Genomic DNA, 21,160 nt, shown 5'->3' with positions numbered 1-21,160 from the left:
TGGGGACATGGCTACTACGACCAAGCCGGCCCGGCCGGCCAAGTGGAACGCGAGCCGACTGCCCGACCTCGCCGGGCGGACGGCCGTCGTCACCGGCGCGAACAGCGGCATCGGGCGGGTCGCGGCGCGGGAGCTGGCGCGGGCGGGGGCGCATGTCGTCTACGCCGTGCGAGACGAGGAGCGCGGGCGGGCCGCGGCGGCGGAGGCGCGCGGCAGTACGGAGGTGCGGCGGCTGGACCTCGCCGATCTGGCCTCGGTGCGGGAGTTCGCGAAGCGGTGGGAGGGGCGCCCGCTGGACCTGCTGATCAACAACGCGGGCGTGATGATGCTGCCCCCGCGGCGGACGCGGGACGGCTTCGAGATGCAGTTCGGCACCAACCATCTGGGCCACTTCGCGCTGACCAACCTGCTGCTGCCGTATGTCACCGACCGGGTGGTGACGGTCTCCTCCGGGATGCATCGCGGGGGCTACGGCGTGATCCGCTTCGACGACCTCAACCTGACGTCGGACTACACGCCGGTGCGGGCGTATGCCCAGTCGAAGCTGGCCAACCTGCTCTTCACCCTGGAACTCCAGCGCCGCCTGGCCGCCGCCGGCTCCCCCGTCCGGGCGCTCGCGGCGCACCCCGGCTACGCGGCGACGAACCTCCAGAGCCATGCCGCCAGCCGGGTGAGCCGGGTGGCCATGGCGCTCGGCAACCGCTTCTTCGCACAGGACGACACGGCGGGCGCGCTGCCGACGCTGTACGCCGCGGTGGAGGACCTGCCCGGCGGGAGCTACGCCGGCCCCGACGGGTTCGCGGAGCTGCGGGGCGCGCCGACGCTGGTGGGGCGGTCGGCGGCGGCGAGCGATCCGGTGGCGGCACGGCGGCTGTGGGAGGCGTCGGAGGAGATGACGGGGGTGGGGTTTCCGGGGGCGCGGGTGGCGGTGAACCCGGGTTCGGGCGAGTGACCGCCCACCCGGCCCCGTTGCCTCTCAGACCCTGGTCCGGTACTCGCAGTCCAGGGCGATCTGGTCGCCGAAGTTGGCGATGACGCTGTCGGCGCCTCCGTCGCAGGCCGCCGCGTCGTTGCCCGCCACGCCGTCCCGCAGGTCGATCCGGTCGTTGCCGCCGTTGGTCCACACGGTGTCGCCGCCCGTTCCGGCGTGGACGAACGTTTCGATGCGGACGTTGAGGAAGGCCGTGTCCTCCCCGTCGCCCAGCGACACCCTGAGCTCGGTGACCGTGGCGGCAGGCCCGCAGTCGACGCGGGTGCGGTCGGTGAAGGGCACGTACCTGCATTCCGCGGTTGCCGTGATGCGGCGAGCGTCCTCGAGGATCAGTCGGCCGCTCCCGTTCACGCTGGCCCTGACGCGGTTCGCGAACCCGGCGCGGGCGGTGAGCGAGACGACGCTGCCCTCGCGGACCGCGATGGAGCCCTCCGTCTGGGCGCTGGCGGGCGTGGCGAACACGGGCACGGCGAGAGCCGCGGCCAGAGCCGGAGCGGCTATGCGGGCGAGAGGGCCGGTCACGTTCTTCATGCTGTTTTCTCTCCTGGCGTGAGAGCGAGAAGAGGACACCGGGGTGGCGGCCTCGGCGCAAGTCAACAGTGGGTGACGGGATATGCGCATTCTGTTGCGATCGTTCGGGTGTCGCGCAAGTGTGCGAATGTGGTGTCACTCTTTCCGCGTGCTCTCCGCGAAGTGGTCGAACTCGCCTGCCTGTACGCCGCGTACGAAGGCGTTCCACTCGTGGCGGGTGGTGGTCACCACGGTGTCCGGTGCGCTGGTCTCGCGGATGTACACCGGGGTGTCGGGGTCGGCCCCCCTCGTTGAAGGTGATCTCGATGCCGGGGCCCGGGCGCCGGGGGTTTCCTGCTTCATCGAGGTCTCCACCGGCGGCTTCCCTCTGTACGGCACCGCCCCGCGCACGTGAGGGCGCCGGACGGATCGTCATACCCCCGTGGAGCTGCCTCCGCCTCTACACTGACGTCGGCGTACTCCCTGGCGGTGAGGGGCGGTTGACGGTGCGTAAGGCGTGGATCGTTGGGACTGCTGTCGTCGGTGGTTCGCTCGCCTTCGTGATGCTGCTCGTCGTCGGCGTGTACGTCGTCGCCGGGAACCTCGTCAACGGAGTGCGCGGGGGCAGCAAGACGCTCGCCAAGGGGTCGGTGCCTGCCGCGTATCAGCCGCTGGTGCAGGAGTGGGGGAATCTGTGCCCCGCCATCAATCCGGCGCTGCTCGCCGCCCAGTTGTACCAGGAGAGCGGCTTCAACCCGAACGCCAAGAGCCCGGCCGCCGCGCAGGGGATAGCGCAGTTCATCCCGGGGACGTGGGCGACCCACGGGATCGACGGCGACGGGGACGGTGACCGGGACGTCTGGGACCCGAAGGACGCGATTCCGTCGGCCGCGTCGTATGACTGCACCCTCGCCAAGTACGTCAAGGACGTGCCCGGGGACCCCACGAAGAACATGCTCGCCGCCTACAACGCGGGGGCGTACGCGGTGATCAAGTACAAGGGTGTGCCGCCGTACAAGGAGACCCAGAACTACGTCAGGACGATCACGACGCTGGAGGAGAGCTTCGCCGCTCCGCAGACCCGGCTCGATCCGTCCAAGCAGGCCGCCGGCGCGATCCACTACGCACAGAAGAAGCTCGGCACCCCCTATTTGTGGGGTGGGAACGGTACGCCGGAGCAGGGTGGGCGGTTCGACTGTTCGGGGTTGACCAAGGCCGCGTACGCGAGTGTGGGGATCGAGTTGCCGCGGGTGGCGAACGATCAGTACAACGCGGGGCCGCATCCCTCCAGGGAGGAGTTGCTGCCCGGTGATCTGGTGTTCTTCTCGCCCGATCCCAACAACTCGCGGGCCATCGACCACGTGGGGATCTATGTGGGCGGTGGGTACATGATCGACGCTCCGTACACGGGTGCCGTCATCCGGTTCGATCCGATCGACACCCGCAAGTACTTCGGGGCCACCCGCGTCACCGAGGATGGCGCGAAAGCGCTGCCCTCGGCCGTCCCCGGTGGCGCGAACGCAGTGTGAAGTGCACCCCTGAGCTGCGACGACGTATCTCTCTTCGATAACGTCTGCGTGATCATTCAGTGGAATGTGGAACGTAGAGACCGGGACCGTGCGTTCCTGTTGACGTAGCCGATTGACCTGGCCCATCGACCTAGCCGATCGATCTACGGACCACGGGGGTGGCAGACGGCGCATGACAAGGGTGCGCCGGTGAGATGACGACGAAGGGGCCGCTGCACCATGGCTGGACTCGCGCAATCCGGGTCGAACCCCGACGTCGAGCTGCTCTACGACATCAATGGCCTGGCCAAGGACGCACCGCACTGGTTCGACCGGGTCATGGAGTACGTCGGTGAGTACGGACTGCTGCTCGCCATGGTGCTGCTCATCCTGTGGTGCTGGTGGTCCGGGCGGCGGCGGGCCGGTTCCGCGGAGGAGGCCGCCTCCTCCGTCGCCGCGCTCGTGTGGGCACCGCTCGCGGCCGGCGTCGCCGTGCTCGTGAACGTGCCGATACGCGGGTTCGTGGAACGGCCCCGGCCCTTCCTGGAGCACGAGGGGCTGGACGTGCTCGTCACCGGGAAGACCGACTTCTCGTTCGTCAGCGACCACGCCACCATCACCATGGCCATGGCCGTCGGGCTCTTCGTCGCCAACCGGAAGTTCGGTCTCGTCGGGCTCGGGCTCGCGCTGCTCGAAGGGTTCTGCCGGGTCTACATGGGCGTGCACTACCCGACGGACGTCGTGGGCGGCTTCGCGCTCGGTACGGCGGTCGCGCTGCTGCTCTCGCCCGTCGCCATGGCGCTGCTCACGCCGGTGGCCAAGGCGATGGAGCGGTCGCCGCGGGTGGGCTGGCTCATCCGGAAGCGGTCATCGGTGGAGAGCCGGGACGCCGTGATCCCGGGGGCCCGTCAGGAGGCCGCCGGGCAGAAGAGCGAGGAGCGGGATCTCGCCGCCTGAGCCGGCCTCCCCGAAGGACAGTGCTCACAGCGCCTGCGGGTACGTGAACACCCTCCCCGGGTCGTACGCCCGCTTCAGCTTCGTCAGGCGCGGCGCCGCGTCGCCGTAGTACGCCGTGCGCCAGTCCTTCAGAGTCGGGTCCGTGTAGTTCTGGTACGCCGCGCCCGAGGCATACGGGCGCATCGCCCGATGGGCGGAATCCAGCCAGGCCTGGGCGCCGCTGCCGGGCGTGCCCGCGCGCCAGGAGGCGATGTACTGGGCCAGCATCCGCGAGCGGCGGTGCACGAAGGCCGTCGCCGTGGGGGAGACGCTGTTGATCGCGCCGCCCAGCGCGGTGAGCGCGATGCTGCCCGCGCCGCCACGGACGCCCTTGATCTGCGTGAGCAGGGTCTGGATGCCCGCCGCGGTCAGCGAGCGGTCGAAGAAGTCGGAGCGGGCGGTGTAGGTCTCGCGGCCCAGGGCGCCCTGCGGGGAGCGGCCGGGCGTGGTGCCGGGCAGGTGGCACTGGGCGTCCGTGGTGAAGGAGGCGCAGCCGGCGTAGATCTCCATCGCCTCCTCGTAGGAGCGGCGGCGGAGGGAGACGGAGGAGGCCGGGGCGCCGACCCGGTCGGCCAGGCGGTCCACCGCGTTCTGGAGTTCGCCGTACGTGCCGAGGGAGAAGGCCGCGACCGAGATGGTGGGGGTGCCTCCCGCCGCGTTGGCCAGGTGGAGGGACGACCAGATCTCGTCCGGCTGCGCCGGTCCCCACTCCTGCCAGGCCTTCACCACCGCGGCGGCCTTCGACCAGGGCCAGGACAGGTACGCCGTCACCGCTTGCGGGGCCGGGTGGGTGCGGAAGCGCAGCTCGGTGACGACGCCGAAGTTTCCGTTGCCCGCGCCGCGCAGCGCCCAGAAGAGGTCCTTGTGCTCGCGGGCGTTCGCGGTGATCTGCTTGCCGTCGGCCGTGACCAGGGTGGCCTGGGTGAGGCTGTCGCAGGTCAGGCCGTACGCCCGGGAGACCACGCCGTGCCCGCCGCCGAGTACGAGACCGGAGACGCCGACCGTCGGGCAGGAGCCGGCCGGGATCGTCGCGCCCTTCGCGGCCAGCGCCCGGTACACGTCGATGAGCTTGGCGCCGGCGCCGACCACCGCGGAGCCGCCGCTCGCCCGCACCCGGTTCAGCTTGGACACGTCGATGATCAGGCGGCCGTTGCCGGAGGACCAGCCCGCGTAGGAGTGGCCGCCGTTGCGTATGGCGACGCGCAGGGCGTGGGCGCGGGCGTAGGCGAGGGTGGTGGCGATGTCGTCGGCGTGGGCGACGTAGGCGACGGCGGCGGGCTTCAGGGAGTCGAAACGGGTGTTGTAGAGCTGGCGGGCGGTGGACCAGGCGGCGTCGCCGGGGCGGACCAGGGTGCCGTCGAGGTCGCGGGCGAGGGCTCCCCAGGCGGCGGACGCCCTGGTGGCGCCGGAGGTCGTGGCCGTCCGGGTCGCGGTCGTGGTGCCCGTCGCCTCCGCGCGCCCCGTGCCGCCGCTGCACGCCGCCGCCGACACCGCCGCCGCGAGCGCGGCCGTACCGCCGCCGATGAACGTACGCCGTTCCATGTGCTGCCTGCCTCCGCCCGACCGGTGCTGTCGTGGAACGAGACGGGGGCTGTGGGCTGCGGGTTCCACTACCCGAACGGGTACTCCCGCTGTTCACCACCTGTGGTGTACCTTCCACGCAAATACCCCATTTGTTCGTTCCGGGGGTCTGTGGTGGCGATGCCTGTGCCGTAACGGGGCCGAGGCCGGGACCTCCGTGTGTTCTCCCTGTAAGCATTCCGTGACCTAACCGCACCGTCCGCAGGGGTTCACCCCCCGTTCACTTACGGCCATAGGCGGCTTCACCTGTTCTGCCTAATTTCGGCCTTGCTGACGACGAGCGCGCCGCTTGACGCGTGTCCGTCTCGCTCAGACTTCGCACGCCGCCGATCAGGACGGCGGCTCCTGGAAGGAACTCCCGAAAGTGAAGCTTCAGCGCATGAACCGGCGGGCCCTCACCCTCGGTGCTCTCGCCGTCTCCGGCGCCCTGGCCCTCACGGCGTGCGGCTCCGACGACACCGGCGGGAACGGTGGCGACCCGACGGGCGGCACCCAGGCGGCCGGGTCGATCAAGTGTGACGACGCCCAGGGTCAGCTGCTCGCGGACGGCTCTTCGGCGCAGAAGAACGCGATCGACGCCTGGGTGAAGCAGTTCACCTCGCAGTGCAACGGCGTGCAGATCAACTACAAGGGCGGCGGCTCCGGCGCCGGTGTCACCGCGTTCACGCAGGGCACGGTCGCCTTCGCCGGTTCCGACTCCGCGCTGGACTCCGAGGAGATCGAGGCCTCCAAGAAGGTCTGCTCCGGCGGCCAGGGCATCGACCTGCCGATGGTCGGCGGCCCGATCGCCGTCGGTTACAACGTCCCGGGTGTCGACAACCTGGTCCTCGACGCGCCGACCATCGCCAAGATCTTCGACAGCAAGATCACCAACTGGAACGACGCGGCGATCAAGAAGCTGAACCCCGACGCGAAGCTTCCCGACCTGAAGATCCAGGCGTTCCACCGCTCGGACGAGTCCGGCACCACGGACAACTTCACCAAGTACCTGATCGCCGCCACCCCGGAGAACTGGAAGTACGAGGGCGGCAAGGCCTGGCAGGCCAAGGGCGGCCAGTCCGCCTCGGGCTCCTCCGGTGTCGCCCAGCAGGTCAAGCAGACCGCCGGCGCCATCAGCTACATGGAGCTGTCGTACGCCAAGGACGGCATCCAGGCCGCCGCCATCGACACGGGCGCCGGCGAGCCGGTCGCGGCCACCGTCGAGAACGCCACCAAGGCCATCGCCGACGCCAAGGTCGTGGGCACCGGCAAGGACCTCGCCCTGGAGCTGAACTACGCCACCAAGGCCGAGGGCGCCTACCCGATCACCCTCGTCACGTACGAGATCGTCTGCGACAAGGGCAACAAGCAGGACACCCTGCCCGCCACCAAGGCGTTCCTGCGCTACATCGCCAGCGAGGACGGCCAGAACGTCCTCGCCGAGAACGACTACGCGCCGATGCCCGCGGACATCATCGCCAAGGTCCGCACGACCATCGAAGAGCTGAGCTGACCCAAGTGCGGCCTGGTCCCGCCCGGGACCGGGCCGCACCGTCCGGTGCACCGCCGCCCGGAGCCGCGCCCCGCGCACGGCTCCATGGAGCCGCCCACAACCGCGGCTCCGCAGACCGGAGACCCCGATGGACATAACGACGACACCCACCGACGCACCTCCCCCCACCCCACAGCCGACCCTCCCCGAGCAGAAGCGTGCGACCCGGGGCGCCACCCGGCCCGGAGACCGCATCTTCCTCGGCCTGTCCCGCGGCTCGGGCATCCTGCTGCTGGTGATCATGGCCGCCATCGCGGTCTTCCTCACCTGGCGGGCCGCCCTCGCCATCAGCGAGGACGAGGGCAACTTCCTCACCACCTTCGAGTGGAACACCAGCGCCCAGCCGCCGGTCTTCGGTATCGCGGTCCTGGCCTACGGCACGATCGTCTCTTCGATCATCGCCATGGTCATCGCGGTCCCGATCGCCGTCGCCATCGCGCTGTTCCTCACCCATTACGCCCCGCGCCGGCTGAGCGGTCCGATCGCCTATGTGATCGACCTGCTCGCCGCCGTCCCGTCCATCGTGTACGGCCTCTGGGGGGCCCTGATCCTCGTGCCGCACATGGACGGCCTGTTCGGCTGGCTGAACGACTACTTCGGCTGGACCGGCGTCTTCGACTGGGAGGGCGGCGCCCCCCGCTCGATGCTCACCGTCGGCATCCTGCTCGCGATCATGATCCTGCCGATCATCACCAACGTGAGCCGCGAGGTCTTCAAGCAGGTCCCGCAGATGCACGAGGAGGCGGCCCTGGCCCTCGGCGCCACGCGCTGGGAGGTCATCCGCATGGCGGTGCTGCCGTTCGGCCGCTCCGGCGTGATCTCCGCCTCGATGCTCGGCCTCGGCCGCGCGCTCGGCGAGACCATGGCCGTCGCCACCGTCCTGTCGCCGGACTTCCTGATCCACGCCAGCCTGCTCAACCCGGGTGGCGGAACCTTCGCCCAGAACATCGCCAGCAAGTTCGGCGAGGCGACCGAGTTCGGCCGTGACGCGCTCATCGCCTCCGGTCTGGTCCTGTTCGTCATCACGCTGCTGGTCAACGGCGCGGCCCGCGCGATCATCGCCCGCCGCAAGGAGTACTCGGGGGCCAACGCATGAGCACCACGACCGCCGTCCAGCGCCCGAGCTCGCTTCAGGGCGCCCGTCTGCCGAAGTGGTCCCCCTGGGTGATCGCCGTGGGCTCCCTCGCGGTGTCCATCGGAGGCAGCGTCGCCGTCGGGATCGAGAGCCGCATCCAGTGGGGCCTGATCGCCGCGATCCTCTTCGTCCTCGGTACGTACGTCATCGCCGCGCGCGTCGAGGGCAGCCGCCAGGCCAAGGACCGGGTCGCGACCTCGCTCGTCTGGGTCGCCTTCCTGCTCGCCGTGGTGCCGCTGGTCTCCCTGGTGTGGACGACCCTCTCGCGCGGCGTGAAGGTCCTCGACGGGTACTTCCTGTCCCACTCCATGGGTCTCGTCGCCGACTCCGAGCCGGGCGGCGGCATCTACCACGCCATCATCGGCACCCTGGAGCAGGTCGGCCTCGCCACCCTGATCGCCGCGCCGATCGGCGTGCTGACCGCGATCTACCTGGTGGAGTACGGGCGCGGTCACCTCGCCCGCGCCGTCACCTTCTTCGTCGACGTGATGACCGGTATCCCGTCGATCGTCGCCGGTCTGTTCATCCTCAGCCTGCTGCTGATCTTCGACATGGGCTTCTCCGGCTTCGCCGGCGCGCTCGCCCTGGCGATCCTGATGATGCCGGTGGTCGTCCGCTCCACCGAGGAGATGCTGAAGCTCGTCCCGAACGAGCTGCGGGAAGCCTCCCTGGCGCTCGGTGTCCCGAAGTGGCGCACCATTCTGAAGGTGGTCCTGCCGACCGCGATCGGCGGCATCACCACGGGTGTCATGCTGGCGGTCGCCCGTATCGCCGGTGAGACGGCGCCCGTGCTGCTGCTGGTGTTCGGTAACCCGTTCATCAACAACAACCCCTTCGACGGCCCGCAGGCGTCGCTGCCGCTGTACATCTACCAGCAGTACTCGCAGAGCGCGGGCTCGCCCGCGGCCTACGACCGTGCCTGGGCGGCATCGCTGACGCTGATCGCCTTCGTGATGATCCTGAACCTGGTGGCCCGCGGCATCGCCCGCTGGAAGGCCCCGAAGACCGGTCGCTAAGGCGACAATTTCCGGCTCCGCCGGGCGGGGCCCAACGGCGACCGATCGAAAATCTGGAAGTGAAGTAATCATGGCCAAGCGAATCGACGTAAGCGGACTGACCGCCTACTACGGCTCCCACAAGGCGATCGAGGACATCTCGATGACCGTCGAGCCCCGCTCGGTGACGGCCTTCATCGGCCCCTCCGGCTGCGGCAAGTCGACGTTCCTGCGCACGCTGAACCGTATGCACGAGGTCACGCCCGGCGGGCGGGTCGAGGGCAAGGTGCTGCTCGACGACGAGGACCTGTACGGCACCGGGGTCGACCCCGTGTCCGTGCGCCGCGAGGTCGGCATGGTGTTCCAGCGGCCGAACCCCTTCCCGACGATGTCGATCTACGACAACGTCGCGGCCGGCCTGCGCCTCAACGGCAACTACAAGAAGAGCGAGCTGAACGACATCGTCGAGAAGTCGCTGCGCGGGGCGAACCTCTGGAACGAGGTGAAGGACCGCCTGAACAAGCCGGGCTCCGGCCTCTCCGGTGGTCAGCAGCAGCGGCTGTGCATCGCGCGGGCGATCGCCGTGGAGCCGAACGTCCTCCTCATGGACGAGCCCTGCTCCGCCCTGGACCCGATCTCCACGCTGGCGATCGAGGACCTGATCGGTGAGCTGAAGGAGCAGTTCACGATCGTCATCGTGACGCACAACATGCAGCAGGCGGCGCGTGTGTCCGACCGTACGGCGTTCTTCAACCTCGCCGCCGTCGGGCAGCCCGGTCGGCTGATCGAGATCGACGACACGGAGCGGATCTTCTCCAACCCGTCGGTCCAGGCGACGGAGGACTACATCTCCGGCCGCTTCGGCTGATCCATCGACTCCTCGCGGTGCTGCATGGCGGTGCCACCGCGAGGTCGCAAAAGGGCCCGCCCCTGGCTCCCGGGGGCGGGCCCATTGCGTTTGCTCTTGTACGGCGCTGAGGTACGGCTTCTGGCGCGCCGCGCCCGCTACAGGAACGCCAGGTGGATGATGCCGAACACCGTTGCCGCCACCGCCGCCGCGGCCGGCATCGTGATGAACCAGCCCAGGACGATGTTCTTCGCCACGCCCCAGCGGACGGCGTTCACGCGCTTCGTCGCGCCGACGCCCATGATGGCGGAGGTGATGACGTGGGTGGTCGAGATGGGGGCCTTGAAGAGGAAGGCCGTGGTGAACATGATCGACGCGCCGGTGGTCTCCGCGGCGAAGCCCTGGGGCGGGTCGAGTTCGATGATCTTGCGGCCCAGCGTGCGCATGATGCGCCAGCCGCCGGCGTAGGTGCCGAGGGAGAGCATGACCGCGCAGGCGATCTTGACCCAGATCGGGATCGGGTCGCCGTAGTCCTCGACGTCGGCGATGACCAGGGCCATCACCACGATGCCCATGGTCTTCTGGGCGTCCTGGAGGCCGTGGCCGAGGGCCATGCCGGCCGCGGAGACGGTCTGGGCGATGCGGAAGCCGCGCTTGGCCTTGTGCGGGTTGGCGCGGCGGAAGATCCACATGATCGCCGTCATGACCAGGTAGCCGGCGAGCAGGCCGACGATCGGGGAGACGAACATGGGGATGACGATCTTCTCGAGGACGCCGTGCCAGTAGACCTGGGTGCCGCCGGCCAGCGCCGCGCCGACCATGCCGCCGAACAGCGCGTGCGAGGAGGAGGACGGCAGACCGAAGTACCAGGTGATGAGGTTCCAGGTGATCGCGCCGGTGAGCGCGGCGAAGAGGATGCCCATCCCCGTCGAGCCCTCTGGTGTCTCGATCAGGCCCTCGCTGACCGTCTTCGCGACGCCGCTGCCGAGGAAGGCACCGGCGAGGTTCATGACCGCGGCCATGGCCAGGGCGGCGCGCGGGGTGAGCGCGCGGGTCGACACGGAGGTGGCGATCGCGTTCGCCGAGTCGTGGAAGCCGTTGGTGTAGGTGAAGAAGAGTGCGACCAGGATGGTCACGACCAGGGCGAAGGTGTCCATGGACGCGTCAGGACTCCTTGACGGCGATGGTCTCCACCGTGTTCGCCACGTGCTCGAATGCGTCGGCGGCCTCTTCGAGGACGTCGACGATCTGCTTGAGCTTCAGTACCTCGATGGCGTCGTACTTGCCGTTGAAGAGGTGGGCGAGCAGCTTGCGGTGGATCTGGTCGGCCTGGTTCTCGAGCCGGTTGACCTCGATCCAGTACTCGGTGAGGTTCTCCATCGTGCGCAGGTGGGGCATGGCCTCGGCGGTCAGCTCCGCCGCCCGCGCCAGCACCTCGATCTGCTGCTCCACGCCCTTGGGCAGCTCGTCGATGTTGTAGAGGACGACCAGGTCGACGGCCTCCTCCATGAAGTCCATGATGTCGTCGAGGGACGAGGCGAGGGAGTAGATGTCCTCGCGGTCGAAGGGCGTGATGAAGGAGGAGTTCAGCTGGTGGAAGATCGCGTGCGTGGCGTCGTCACCCGCGTGTTCCGCTGCCCGCATACGCTCCGCGATCTCGGCCCGGGCGGAAGCGTCCGCCCCGAGCAGTTCCATCAGGAGTTTCGAGCCCGTGACGATGTTGTCCGCGGATGCGGCGAACATGTCGTAGAAGCTCGTCTCCCTGGGGGTCAGACGAAAGCGCACGTGGGGTCCTCGGGATGCATCGGTTTCGGTCAGGCTGATGCTAGGCGCATCATCCGGCCACGGCTAATGGGCCGTCCCCCAGTGTCGCCCATCAGGCACAGTTATCGGCACGGGGGCGGCACACGGGGTTGGTCCGGCCTGCCGGCAAGGGGCCCATACCCGGTGAAGTCCGGTACGATATACCCAGTAGGGGTATGTGGATGGAGGACGCTATGACGACCACCGAGGCCGGCGCCGGTCTGCCCGCCGAGGCCCTCGCGGAGACTCCGGCGGAGGCTCCCGCGGAGGCCGTGGTGACCGATCATGATCGGGGGATCCACGGGTACCACCACCAGAAGGACGAGCACCTGAAGCGGCTGCGCCGCATCGAGGGCCAGATCCGCGGCCTGCAGCGGATGGTCGACGAGGACGTCTACTGCATCGACATACTCACGCAGGTCTCGGCCTCCACCAAGGCCCTGCAGTCCTTCGCCCTCCAGCTCCTGGAGGAGCACCTGCGGCACTGCGTCGCCGACGCGGCGCTCAAGGGCGGGGACGAGATCAACGCCAAGGTGGAAGAGGCCACCAAGGCGATCGGGCGGATGCTGCGCACCTGAGGGGACTACTCCTCGGAGGTGGGGGCGCGTTCCTCGGCCACTCGCAGGACCTGGTCGATGCTCTCCAGGCTGAGCCGGTCCTCGGCGGCCGAGGCCGCGATGATCAGCTCTCCGCACAGCTCGATCTCGGCGAGGGCCACGTGGTCCTGAACCGCCGTACCGCCGACCGGAGCCACGCGCATCACCTCTTCTCTGCCGTCACCGCTTCCTAGAGTAGGGAGCGGTCCGCGCACCGCGCATGGCACGGACGGGCTAGTTCCAGCCGGTCACTTCCGCCGGGTGCGGGCCCCTCACTCCTCCGCGATCCGGCCCGCGTAGATGTCCTCCGCGGGCGGCAGACGTACGTCGGCCCGGGTGCCGAAGGCGTACAGCAACGTCGTGGAGGCCACCGCCACGGGGGCCTTCCGGCTGCCGTTGACGAAGCTGAAGCGGTGCCGGACCTTGCGGATGCGGCCCTCGTCGTCCAGGAAGACGTCGAACGGAACCTCGGCCGTGGCGAACCCTTTCGCCGCCGCCGCGAGCGACGCTTTTCCGCCGGGGGAGGCCTTCTTCGCGGCCTCGGCGAGGTTCGCCGTGCCGCGGTAGTGGCTGACCGGCGTCCCCGCGATCTCCGTACGGCCGACATACGTCGCCGTCCGCGCCCCGCGCAGCACCTCCGCCGCGGCGAACGGGTCGGTGGCGCCGCCCGTGACCAGATTCCCGTCGGAGAGCGTGGCGGTGTCCACCCGGACCCATTTGTCGGCCGGGACGCCCGCGCCGCGGTTCTTCATGAAGAGGGCGCCCGGCGCGAGGAGTTCGGTGATCGGGCGCCGCCGGGCCTCGCCCGCCGGGTCCTGCGGCAGCATCACCTTCAGCCGGCCGAGGCCGCGCGTGTAGTCGTAGACCCCCTCGCCGCGGATGGTGACGCGGGTGCCGCCGGTGGCCATCTCCATCGATGTCAGGGCCTTCGAGGTGCGTGCGGCGACCAGTGCGTCGGCGGCCTTGTGGAGGGTGGGGACCGGGTCGGTGAGGGCGCGGGCGTCGTCGGCGGCCGCACCGCTGCTCCCGCATCCGGTGGTGCCGAGACAGACCCAGGCCATCAGCCCCGCCGCGACGACCGTCCCGCCCGTCCTGCCGTGCTGCCGCTCCGCCATCGCCTGCCTACCCCCAGCCGTCCGTCAGCCGTCACGGGCCCCCTGTCGTCCGGTTAACGACGGGTAGGTTGGGCCGTCACGCCGCCGGGGCGGGCACGGGGGGCGGCGTGGGGTTTCTTACGGAGTGTTCACCTTGCCTGGGTACTGTGGCGGCGTGACCGAGCAGGACCGGTTCGCCCCTGGCCGAAATCATGCGGAACACCGGGTCATCACGGTGGAACAGGGGCCGTTTTGTGTGGCGCGCTGCAGCTGCGGCTGGCGCGGGCCCGCCCGCCGCGCGCGCAGTCAGGCGCGGACGGACGGGGCCGGGCACGCGGCCGAGGCGTGAGCGCGCGAGCGACTTCCCGTGTGTCTATGCGTGGCGCAGGGCGGCCAGCAGTTCGTCGACCAGTTCCCTGTCGCGTGGCTGGGTGAGGTGGTCGCGGGCCGCGGCCGGGGAGAGCCACAGGATCCGGTCGACCTCGGGGGTCGGGGTGAAGGCACCTGCGCCGGCCTCGGCCGCCCAGTAACGGACCTCCTTGGGGCGGCCGTTGGCCAGATAGTGCAGGGTCGGCAGCTCGGCGCCCAGCGTCGCCGTGTGGCCGGTCTCCTCCTCGACCTCGCGCAGGGCGCCGGCCAGGGGGTCCTCGCCGCGCTTGAGCTTGCCCTTGGGGTGCGACCAGTCGTCGTACTTCGGGCGGTGCACGAGGCAGAGTTCCAGCCGCCCGTCGGCCGGCGAGCGGCGCCACAGGACGCAGCCGGCGGCCCGGACGGGGGCGGTGTCCTTCGCCCGGTCGTCGGTCACGGGGTGCCCACCGTCTGCTTCTGCCAGGACTGCTGGAACGCGAACCGGGCCGCCTCCACCTCGTGCCGCTGGTCGGCGTGGAGCACGCCGAGGGCGTAGGCCGTGGCCGGGGCGATCCGCGGGGTGCGGGCCGCCGCTGCCGCCGCTGCCGCCGCCTCCGAGGCGTCGCGGTGCCGGTTGAGGGCCTGACCGGCGGTCAGCAGGCGGACGTCCACCGGAGAGTTCTCGCCGTGCAGGACCTCACAGGCGTAGCGGTGCAGGCGCAGCAGGAGGCGTACCTGGTGCCAGGGGGCGTCCTGCGGGTGCGGGGCCGGGTCCGGGGAGAGGCCGTGGATCAGGGCCTCCGCGTTGTACGGGCTGCCCGCGGTGACCAGGGGGAGGGCGGTGACGGCGTCCGTGAGCCGCTCCTCCGCAGCGGCGGCGAGGGGGCGCAGGTCGGCGGCGGCCGCGGTGGTCGTGAGCGGGACCTCGCTGGCCAGTAAGGCGACCTTGTCCGCCACCGCGTGGAAGCGGGAGGAGCCCAGGGCCTGGAGGGCGGTGGAGTGGGCTCGGGTGCGGGCGAGGGTGAGCTGGCGGTCGAGGAGGGCGCCGGCCTTTGCGGCGCCCACCGTGAGGTTGCCGGCACGACTGCCCGCAGCCACGTCGGTTGCGGCGGCACCGCCCGCACGTACCTCGGACGCCTGGGTCGGGAACGCCGCCGAGCCCGACAACCGGTGCAGGGCGTTGAGCAGGCGTTCCAAGCGGGACGCGTACGCGTGTTCCAGGGCCAGCGTGCCGGAGAGCCAGGCCAGTTCGGGACGCATGCCCTCGGACCAGTCGGTGTCCAGCAGCGGGCGGAAGGTGTGCAGGCTGCCGCTGATGCGGCGGGCCGAGCGGCGCAGGGCCCGGGCCGCGTCGAGGGAGTCCCCGGTGCCGGTCTCCCGGTGCTGGCGCAGGGCCCGGAGGAACTCCGTGGCCTGGGCGCGGAGGTAGCCGGCGAGGGCGTCCCCCGTCAGTGGCCCGGCGGCCACGGGGTTCGTCGGTTCAAGGTGTTGCTGTGCCACGCCGGCGCCTCCGGGCGTCTATGAGCATCTCCTGGACGTTCCGCAGGGGTCCGCCGTCCCCGTCCGTCGCGTGCCGGGTCCATTCGCCGTCCGGGCCCAGGTGCCACGAGGCGGTGGAGTCGGACATGCCGGTCTCCAGCAGCCGGTTGAGCGCGGCGCGGTGGGCGGGGTCGACGACCCGGACGAGGGCTTCTATCCGGCGGTCGAGGTTGCGGTGCATCATGTCCGCGCTGCCGATCCACACCTCGGGCTCGCCGCCGTTGCCGAAGGCGAAGATCCGGGAGTGTTCGAGGAACCGGCCGAGGACCGAGCGGACCCGGATGTTCTCCGACAGGCCCGTGACACCCGGCCGCACCGCGCAGATGCCGCGCACCCAGATGTCGATGGGCACGCCCGCCTGGGACGCCCGGTACAGGGCGTCGATGACGGCCTCGTCGACCATCGAGTTGACCTTGACGCGGACATAGGCGGGACGTCCGGCGCGGTGGTGCTGGATCTCCTTGTTGATCCGCGAGACCAGGCCGTCGCGCAGGGACTTGGGGGCCACGAGGAGACGGCGGTAGGTCTCCCGGCGGGAGTACCCCGACAGGCGGTTGAACAGGTCCGAGAGGTCCGCGCCGACCTGCGGGTCGGCGGTCAGCAGGCCGAGGTCCTCGTACAGCCGCGCCGTCTTCGGGTGGTAGTTGCCCGTCCCGACGTGGCTGTAGCGCCGGAGCGTGTCGCCTTCCTGACGGACCACCAGGGACAGCTTGCAGTGGGTCTTCAGGCCGACCAGGCCGTACACGACATGGCAGCCGGCCTCCTCCAGCTTCTTCGCCCACTTGATGTTGGCGTGCTCGTCGAAGCGGGCCTTGATCTCGACCAGGACGAGGACCTGCTTGCCGGCCTCGGCGGCGTCTATGAGCGCGTTGACGATCGGGGAGTCGCCGGAGGTCCGGTACAGGGTCTGCTTGATCGCGAGGACGTCCGGGTCCTCGGCCGCCTGCTCGATGAAGGCCTGCACGGACGTGGAGAACGAGTCGTACGGGTGGTGCAGCAGCACGTCTCGCTGGCGCAGGGCGGCGAAGATGTCGGGCGGCGAGGCCGACTCGACCTCCGCCAGGTCGCGGTGGGTGCCGGCGACGAACTTCGGGTACTTCAGCTCGGGCCGGTCGAGGCCGTGGATGCGGAAGAGGCCGGTGAGGTCCAGGGGGCCGGGCAGCGGGTAGACCTCGGCCTCGCTGATCTTCAGCTCGCGGACGAGGAGGTCCAGCACCTCGCGGTCGATGGACTCCTCGACCTCCAGGCGCACCGGAGGCCCGAAGCGGCGCCGCATGAGTTCCTTCTCCAGGGCCTGGAGCAGGTTCTCGGCGTCGTCCTCCTCGACCTCGAGGTCCTCGTTGCGGGTGAGCCGGAAGGCGTGGTGCTCCAGCACCTCCATGCCCGGGAACAGCTCCTCCAGGTGGGCGGCGATGACGTCCTCGATGGGGACGTACCGGCCCGGGGAGGCCTCCAGGAAGCGGGACAGCAGCGGCGGCACCTTCACGCGGGCGAAGTGCTTGTGGCCGCTGACCGGGTTGCGTACGACGACGGCCAGGTTCAGGGACAGGCCGGAGATGTACGGGAAGGGGTGCGCGGGGTCCACGGCGAGCGGGGTGAGCACCGGGAAGATCTGGTGCCGGAAGAGGGTGAACAGGCGGGCCTGTTCCTTCTCGGTCAGCTCGCTCCAGCGGACCAGATGGATGCCCTCCTCCGCGAGGGCGGGGGCGACGTCCTCGTGGTAGCAGGCGGCGTGCCGGGCCATGAGCTCGCGGGAGCGGGCCCAGATCATCTCCAGCACCTCGCGGGGCTGGAGCCCGGAGGCGGAGCGGGTGGCCACGCCGGTGGCGATACGGCGCTTCAGACCGGCGACCCGGACCATGAAGAACTCGTCCAGGTTGCTGGCGAAGATCGCCAGGAAGTTCGCTCGTTCGAGCAGGGGGGTGTTCGGGTCCTCGGCGAGTTCCAGGACGCGCTCGTTGAACGCGAGCCAGCTGCGCTCCCGGTCGAGGAAACGGCCCTGGGGCAGCTGGGCACCGTCCGCGGCGTGCGCTTCCTCGTACGCGTCGAGGTCGGCGTCGATGTCGGGTTCCAGGTCGGAGACCGCGGCCGCCACGGTGTGCGGGCGGTGCGCGGCGATGGAGCCCACGGAGGGCTGGGGGTGCTGGACCTGCGGGGCGGCCGGTGCCTGGGCGTTCTGCTGGCTCATGACCCCATTGTTCCGCGCCACGAGAGAGAGGGGCGCGTCGGAGCGCGCGGGCGGGAGCACGGCGCTGACGCCGGCGGTCCCGTTCCCGGAGCTTCCCTCGGGCGGGGGCGAAGGCTCTGGCACGGCGGGCTTCATTCGGCGAGCGTCGCAAGGTCGTCTGAATCGATGGTTACGGCGACATGACGTGTGGGATAGCGGGCGGCGGCTCGCGGGGGTGCCGGTCGGGGCGTGCGGACGTCGCGAGCGTCCCGGGGCGGAGTGGGCGCACCGTCCCTCCCCCCGTGGAGGGACGGTACGCGGCTCAGCGGGCGCGGCGGCGCAGCAGCAGGAAGCAGGCGGCGGTCACGGCGGCGGTGAGGGCGAGCAGGATGCCGGTCTCCACCAGCTGGAGGGGCCGGAAGTGGGACTGGGGGTGGTAGGTGGCCGAGACCACGCGGTCGCCGTGGATGACGAAGTCCACGCCGAAGGAGGAGCGGGGCAGCTCGAAGGTGTCGCCGTCCGCATGGCGGGTCACCGTCGGCCACAGGTGCGCGCGGTAGTGCTCCAGGACGTTGTAGAGGACCAGCCAGGCCCCGAAGGACAGGCCGGCGGCGGGCAGCGCCCGGCCGGTGAGCAGCCCGGCGAGGGCGCCGAGGGCGAGGCCGGCCAGCGGGTAGGCGACGGCGGTGGGGCCGGTGGTGACGAACACGTCCGGCAGGTACCAGTCGCCGACCAGGTTGGGGTTGCCGTCGCCGCGCGCCCACAGCAGCAGCGCAACGACCGCGGCCGTACCGGCGGTCAGCAGGACGGCGGGCACGGCCAGCTTGGCGGTCAGCCAGCGCACCGGCGTCACGGACTGGGTCCAGGCCAGCCGGGCGGTGCCGTTCTCCAGCTCGCGCCCGATCAGCGCGCCGGCCGCCCAGGCGGTCACCGGGAAGACCAGCCAGGCGAGACTGCCGGTGACCAGGCTGATGCCGTCCATGTACCGGTCGTCGGCGGTCATCGCGTGGACCTCGTCGCAGTGCGGCAGCCGGTCGGTCGCCGGTATCGCACACGGGCTGATGGCGCGGCGGGCCTCGTCCCCCATGACGTACATCGCGACCAGCGCCGCCGCGGCGGCGGCGAGCGCGGCCAGCGACAGCAGCAGCGCGGTGCGGTGCAGCCGCAGCACGGCCCAGGTCAGGCCGCGCGGACGCCGGGGTCCACGGGGGGCGGGGACGGCGGTGGCGGTGAGGGTGGTCATACGGCGGCTCCCGTACGGCGGCGCAGCAGCCGGAACGCGGCGAGGACCGCGAGGGCGGCGAGGGCGAGGACGATGCCGGTCTCCACGAGCTGGAGCGGCCAGAAGTGGCTTGCGGGGTGGTAGTCCTCGTAGTGGGCGACGACCTTGTGGCGGGCGCCGCAGAGGCTGTCCTCCAGGCAGGCGGGGTTGGGGATGCGGGCGCCGGTCGAGGTGATGACGCCCTGCTCGACGGGCATGCCGATCGCCCCGGGGTAGCCCTCGCTGTTGGTCACGGTCTCCGCGGGCCACAGGCGCGGCCGTAGCGAGGAGAACGCCACCAGCAGGGTGATCTCGGCCGCCGCGGCGACGGCGAGCGCGGGCAGCGCGCGCCGCACCAGCAGGCCGGCGAGAGCGCCGACGGCGAGGCCCAGCAGGGCGTGCACGGTGACCAGGGGGCCGTTGGCGAGGTACACGGTGGTCTCGTGCCACTCGTGCCAGCCCGCCCGCAGCTCCCCGTCCGACGCCCACACCAGCCGGTGCAGCGCGGTCAGGGCGAGGGTGCCCGAGGCGATCAGGACGGCCGGCACGGCGAGCTTGGCGGCCAGCCAGCGGGCCGGGGAGACGGACTGCGTCCAGGCCAGCTGGGCGGTGCCGTTCTCCAGTTCGCGGCCGATCAGCGCGCCGCCCGCCCAGGCGGCGATGAGCAGCGAGGCAAGGCTGAGCAGTCCGGCACCGGCGGAGAGGCCGAGGTCGTAGCTCTGGTAGGCGGGGCCCGCGTAGTCGCAGGACAGGCTGGGGGTGCCGGTCTCGCCGCAGTCCATCCGGTGGTACTCGGCCCAGGCGGCGTCCGCCCCCGGCCCGTACGCCCACAGCAGCGCGCCGGCGGCGACGGCGAGCAGCAGCAGCCAGCCCCACAGCGCCGAGCGGTGCAGTCGCAGCACCAGCCAGGTCAGGCCGCGCGGGCCCCGGGACACCGGTGTGCTCGGCGTGGCGGTGGCCGTCGCGGTGGTCATACGGCGGCCTCCGCGGCGGTGGCCAGGTGCAGCACCGGGGCCTCGGGGGCGCGCAGGTGGGCCAGGACCAGCTCCTCCAGGGAGGGCTCGGCGCTCTGCCAGGCGTCGGAGACCGGGCCCTCGGGGCGGATCAGCGCGGTGAGCTGGCGTCCGGTCGTACGGGACTCGACGACGGTGTGCGGGGTGAGGTCGCCGCCCGTCGGTCCGGTGACCAGGGTGTGCGCGGCGAGCAGGTCGTCGAGCGGGCCGGAGAGCCGGATCCGGCCGCCGCCGACGAGCAGCAGGAAGTCGCAGGAGCCCTCCAGCTCGGCGACGACGTGCGAGGACATGACAACCGTGGTGCCGTGCTCGGCGGCGTCCGCCATCAGCGTGCCCATCAGCTGGTGCCGGGCCAGCGGGTCCAGGTCGGCCATTGGCTCGTCGAGCAGCAGGACCTCGGGGCGCTTACCGAGGGCGAGGGCGAGCGCGACACGGGTGCGCTGGCCGCCGGAGAGCGAGCGGATGCGGGCGCCGGGGTCCAGCTCGCCCTCGGCGACGATCCGGGCGGCGACGGCCGGGTCGAAGCGGCCGGGGTTCAGCTCCGCGCCGAGGCGCAGGGTGTCGGCGACGGTGAGCTGGGGGTGCAGGGGCTTGTCCTGGGCGACGTAGGCGATCCGCTCGCGGACCTCGGCCGGGCGGGCGCCCAGCACCCGGATGGTTCCCTCGGTGGGGGCCAGCAGTCCGGCGGCCAGGGCCAGCAGGGTCGACTTGCCGGCGCCGTTCGGGCCGACGACGGCGCACACGCGCCCGGCGGGCAGCCGGAAGGAGCAGGCGTCCAGCGCCCGCCGCCGTCCGCGCCGGCCGAAGCTCCTGGCCAGCGCGGCCGCCTCGATGGCGGTGTCGGTCATTCCTGGTCCCCCTTGAAGTGCTTGTCCAGTACGGAAGTGAAGAGCGCGGCCACGTCGTCCCGTTCGAGCCCGGCGGCGCGGGCTCGCCCGGCCCACTGCTCCAGCTCGGTGCGCAGGGGCGAGTCGGCGGGTGCGGCGCCCAGGGAGCGCCGGACGAAGGTGCCGAGGCCGCGGCGGGCCTCGACCAGGCCTTCGCGTTCCAGCTCGCGGTAGGCCTTGAGGACGGTGTTGGGGTTGATGGCGGTGGCCTCGACGACCTCACGCGCCGTGGGCAGCTTGTCGCCCGGCTCCAGCAGACCCAGGCGCAGGGCCTGTTTGGTCTGCTGGACGATCTGGAGATAGGTGGCGACTCCGCTGCGCCGGTCGATGCGGTACTCGACCATCCCGTTTCACCACC

At 71.1% G+C, this 21,160-nt stretch carries 22 protein-coding genes; 8 read left to right on the top strand and 14 right to left on the bottom strand.

The window, feature by feature from the left end:
• Window positions 1–7 precede the first annotated feature (7 nt).
• Window positions 8–952, top strand: coding sequence for an oxidoreductase (locus ACZ42A_RS13120; protein WP_468527263.1), 945 nt, complete (start codon window positions 8–10; stop codon window positions 950–952).
• 24 nt (window positions 953–976) lie between these two features.
• Here the strand turns inward: ACZ42A_RS13120 and ACZ42A_RS13115 are convergent, their stop codons facing one another.
• Window positions 977–1,522 (bottom strand): hypothetical protein, encoded by a 546-nt coding sequence (locus ACZ42A_RS13115; RefSeq protein ID WP_468527262.1) that lies wholly within the window; start codon window positions 1,520–1,522, stop codon window positions 977–979.
• Between the two features lie 135 nt (window positions 1,523–1,657).
• Window positions 1,658–1,864, bottom strand: coding sequence for a DUF397 domain-containing protein (locus tag ACZ42A_RS13110; RefSeq protein WP_468527261.1), 207 nt, complete (start codon window positions 1,862–1,864; stop codon window positions 1,658–1,660).
• Window positions 1,865–2,001: 137 nt separating this feature from the next.
• Between ACZ42A_RS13110 and ACZ42A_RS13105 the strand changes: the two genes are divergently transcribed.
• Window positions 2,002–3,030 (top strand): C40 family peptidase, encoded by a 1,029-nt coding sequence (locus ACZ42A_RS13105; RefSeq protein ID WP_468527260.1) that lies wholly within the window; start codon window positions 2,002–2,004, stop codon window positions 3,028–3,030.
• 219 nt (window positions 3,031–3,249) lie between these two features.
• Window positions 3,250–3,966 carry a phosphatase PAP2 family protein gene (locus ACZ42A_RS13100; protein WP_468527259.1) on the top strand — a complete coding sequence of 239 codons (717 nt, stop codon included), beginning with the start codon at window positions 3,250–3,252 and terminating at the stop codon, window positions 3,964–3,966.
• Window positions 3,967–3,990: 24 nt separating this feature from the next.
• Here the strand turns inward: ACZ42A_RS13100 and ACZ42A_RS13095 are convergent, their stop codons facing one another.
• Complete coding sequence (locus ACZ42A_RS13095) at window positions 3,991–5,547, bottom strand: FAD-binding oxidoreductase (protein ID WP_468527258.1); 1,557 nt, start codon at window positions 5,545–5,547, stop codon at window positions 3,991–3,993.
• Window positions 5,548–5,950: 403 nt separating this feature from the next.
• On the opposite strand from ACZ42A_RS13095, the gene pstS reads away from it, so the two are divergent.
• The 4 genes from pstS (at window position 5,951) to pstB (ending at window position 10,115) form a co-directional block, all read left to right on the top strand.
• Window positions 5,951–7,078 carry a phosphate ABC transporter substrate-binding protein PstS gene (pstS, locus tag ACZ42A_RS13090; protein ID WP_468527257.1) on the top strand — a complete coding sequence of 376 codons (1,128 nt, stop codon included), beginning with the start codon at window positions 5,951–5,953 and terminating at the stop codon, window positions 7,076–7,078.
• A 127-nt stretch (window positions 7,079–7,205) separates the two neighbouring features.
• Entirely contained in the window at window positions 7,206–8,213 is a 1,008-nt protein-coding gene (gene pstC, locus ACZ42A_RS13085) for a phosphate ABC transporter permease subunit PstC (protein ID WP_468527256.1), read from the top strand.
• Window positions 8,210–9,268 (top strand): phosphate ABC transporter permease PstA, encoded by a 1,059-nt coding sequence (gene pstA, locus ACZ42A_RS13080; RefSeq protein ID WP_468527255.1) that lies wholly within the window; start codon window positions 8,210–8,212, stop codon window positions 9,266–9,268. Before pstC ends, pstA begins: the two co-directional genes overlap by 4 nt.
• A 70-nt stretch (window positions 9,269–9,338) precedes the next feature.
• Window positions 9,339–10,115: a phosphate ABC transporter ATP-binding protein PstB gene (gene pstB / locus ACZ42A_RS13075; protein ID WP_468527254.1), complete on the top strand. Its 777-nt coding sequence runs from the start codon at window positions 9,339–9,341 to the stop codon at window positions 10,113–10,115.
• Between the two features lie 137 nt (window positions 10,116–10,252).
• Here pstB and ACZ42A_RS13070 read toward each other — a convergent pair whose 3' ends face one another.
• Both ACZ42A_RS13070 and ACZ42A_RS13065 read right to left on the bottom strand, forming a co-directional pair.
• Window positions 10,253–11,251: an inorganic phosphate transporter gene (locus tag ACZ42A_RS13070; RefSeq protein WP_468527253.1), complete on the bottom strand. Its 999-nt coding sequence runs from the start codon at window positions 11,249–11,251 to the stop codon at window positions 10,253–10,255.
• Window positions 11,252–11,258: 7 nt separating this feature from the next.
• Complete coding sequence (locus tag ACZ42A_RS13065; RefSeq protein WP_468527252.1) at window positions 11,259–11,879, bottom strand: DUF47 domain-containing protein; 621 nt, start codon at window positions 11,877–11,879, stop codon at window positions 11,259–11,261.
• A gap of 212 nt (window positions 11,880–12,091) precedes the next feature.
• Between ACZ42A_RS13065 and ACZ42A_RS13060 the strand changes: the two genes are divergently transcribed.
• On the top strand, window positions 12,092–12,475 hold the full coding sequence (locus ACZ42A_RS13060) for a metal-sensitive transcriptional regulator (RefSeq protein ID WP_468527251.1): 384 nt from the start codon (window positions 12,092–12,094) through the stop codon (window positions 12,473–12,475).
• 5 nt (window positions 12,476–12,480) lie between these two features.
• Here ACZ42A_RS13060 and ACZ42A_RS13055 read toward each other — a convergent pair whose 3' ends face one another.
• The 9 genes from ACZ42A_RS13055 to ACZ42A_RS13015 all read right to left on the bottom strand — a co-directional run bounded on the left by ACZ42A_RS13055 (window position 12,481) and on the right by ACZ42A_RS13015 (window position 21,146).
• Entirely contained in the window at window positions 12,481–12,657 is a 177-nt protein-coding gene (locus ACZ42A_RS13055) for a hypothetical protein (protein ID WP_468527250.1), read from the bottom strand.
• Between the two features lie 108 nt (window positions 12,658–12,765).
• On the bottom strand, window positions 12,766–13,608 hold the full coding sequence (locus tag ACZ42A_RS13050) for an SCO4651 family lipoprotein (protein ID WP_468527249.1): 843 nt from the start codon (window positions 13,606–13,608) through the stop codon (window positions 12,766–12,768).
• 352 nt (window positions 13,609–13,960) lie between these two features.
• Window positions 13,961–14,392 (bottom strand): NUDIX hydrolase, encoded by a 432-nt coding sequence (locus ACZ42A_RS13045; protein WP_468527248.1) that lies wholly within the window; start codon window positions 14,390–14,392, stop codon window positions 13,961–13,963.
• The gene (locus ACZ42A_RS13040) at window positions 14,389–15,435 is read right to left on the bottom strand and encodes a CHAD domain-containing protein (RefSeq protein WP_468527247.1); all 1,047 of its coding nucleotides are present in this window, start codon (window positions 15,433–15,435) and stop codon (window positions 14,389–14,391) included. Before ACZ42A_RS13040 ends, ACZ42A_RS13045 begins: the two co-directional genes overlap by 4 nt.
• Complete coding sequence (locus ACZ42A_RS13035) at window positions 15,416–17,797, bottom strand: RNA degradosome polyphosphate kinase (RefSeq protein WP_468527246.1); 2,382 nt, start codon at window positions 17,795–17,797, stop codon at window positions 15,416–15,418. Before ACZ42A_RS13035 ends, ACZ42A_RS13040 begins: the two co-directional genes overlap by 20 nt.
• A 166-nt stretch (window positions 17,798–17,963) precedes the next feature.
• Window positions 17,964–18,884: a hypothetical protein gene (locus ACZ42A_RS13030; RefSeq protein ID WP_468527245.1), complete on the bottom strand. Its 921-nt coding sequence runs from the start codon at window positions 18,882–18,884 to the stop codon at window positions 17,964–17,966.
• Window positions 18,881–19,876: an ABC transporter permease gene (locus ACZ42A_RS13025; protein WP_468527244.1), complete on the bottom strand. Its 996-nt coding sequence runs from the start codon at window positions 19,874–19,876 to the stop codon at window positions 18,881–18,883. The genes ACZ42A_RS13030 and ACZ42A_RS13025 overlap by 4 nt, the downstream gene beginning before the upstream one ends.
• Window positions 19,873–20,763 (bottom strand): ABC transporter ATP-binding protein, encoded by an 891-nt coding sequence (locus tag ACZ42A_RS13020; protein ID WP_468527243.1) that lies wholly within the window; start codon window positions 20,761–20,763, stop codon window positions 19,873–19,875. The genes ACZ42A_RS13025 and ACZ42A_RS13020 overlap by 4 nt, the downstream gene beginning before the upstream one ends.
• A complete protein-coding gene (locus ACZ42A_RS13015) occupies window positions 20,760–21,146 on the bottom strand; it encodes a GntR family transcriptional regulator (RefSeq protein ID WP_468527242.1) in 387 nt (128 codons plus the stop codon). Before ACZ42A_RS13015 ends, ACZ42A_RS13020 begins: the two co-directional genes overlap by 4 nt.
• Between the last annotated feature and the right edge of the window lie 14 nt (window positions 21,147–21,160).

It is taken from the genome of Streptomyces sp. NPDC030838, from assembly GCF_055572035.1.
This window is presented reverse-complemented; position numbering and strand designations above follow the sequence as displayed.

Bases quoted from the DNA above. Each gene is read 5' to 3' on its own strand.
- ACZ42A_RS13070 (WP_468527253.1), bottom strand. From the start codon at position 11,251: ATGGACACCTTCGCCCTGGTCGTGACCATCCTGGTCGCACTCTTCTTC.
- ACZ42A_RS13095 (WP_468527258.1), bottom strand. From the start codon at position 5,547: ATGGAACGGCGTACGTTCATCGGCGGCGGTACGGCCGCGCTCGCGGCG.
- ACZ42A_RS13025 (WP_468527244.1), bottom strand. From the start codon at position 19,876: ATGACCACCGCGACGGCCACCGCCACGCCGAGCACACCGGTGTCCCGG.
- pstA (WP_468527255.1), top strand. From the start codon at position 8,210: ATGAGCACCACGACCGCCGTCCAGCGCCCGAGCTCGCTTCAGGGCGCC.
- pstB (WP_468527254.1), top strand. From the start codon at position 9,339: ATGGCCAAGCGAATCGACGTAAGCGGACTGACCGCCTACTACGGCTCC.
- ACZ42A_RS13050 (WP_468527249.1), bottom strand. From the start codon at position 13,608: ATGGCGGAGCGGCAGCACGGCAGGACGGGCGGGACGGTCGTCGCGGCG.
- ACZ42A_RS13055 (WP_468527250.1), bottom strand. From the start codon at position 12,657: ATGCGCGTGGCTCCGGTCGGCGGTACGGCGGTTCAGGACCACGTGGCC.
- ACZ42A_RS13015 (WP_468527242.1), bottom strand. From the start codon at position 21,146: ATGGTCGAGTACCGCATCGACCGGCGCAGCGGAGTCGCCACCTATCTC.
- ACZ42A_RS13020 (WP_468527243.1), bottom strand. From the start codon at position 20,763: ATGACCGACACCGCCATCGAGGCGGCCGCGCTGGCCAGGAGCTTCGGC.
- pstC (WP_468527256.1), top strand. From the start codon at position 7,206: ATGGACATAACGACGACACCCACCGACGCACCTCCCCCCACCCCACAG.
- ACZ42A_RS13035 (WP_468527246.1), bottom strand. From the start codon at position 17,797: ATGAAGCCCGCCGTGCCAGAGCCTTCGCCCCCGCCCGAGGGAAGCTCC.
- ACZ42A_RS13115 (WP_468527262.1), bottom strand. From the start codon at position 1,522: ATGAAGAACGTGACCGGCCCTCTCGCCCGCATAGCCGCTCCGGCTCTG.
- ACZ42A_RS13120 (WP_468527263.1), top strand. From the start codon at position 8: ATGGCTACTACGACCAAGCCGGCCCGGCCGGCCAAGTGGAACGCGAGC.
- ACZ42A_RS13100 (WP_468527259.1), top strand. From the start codon at position 3,250: ATGGCTGGACTCGCGCAATCCGGGTCGAACCCCGACGTCGAGCTGCTC.
- ACZ42A_RS13110 (WP_468527261.1), bottom strand. From the start codon at position 1,864: ATGAAGCAGGAAACCCCCGGCGCCCGGGCCCCGGCATCGAGATCACCT.
- ACZ42A_RS13060 (WP_468527251.1), top strand. From the start codon at position 12,092: ATGACGACCACCGAGGCCGGCGCCGGTCTGCCCGCCGAGGCCCTCGCG.
- ACZ42A_RS13030 (WP_468527245.1), bottom strand. From the start codon at position 18,884: ATGACCACCCTCACCGCCACCGCCGTCCCCGCCCCCCGTGGACCCCGG.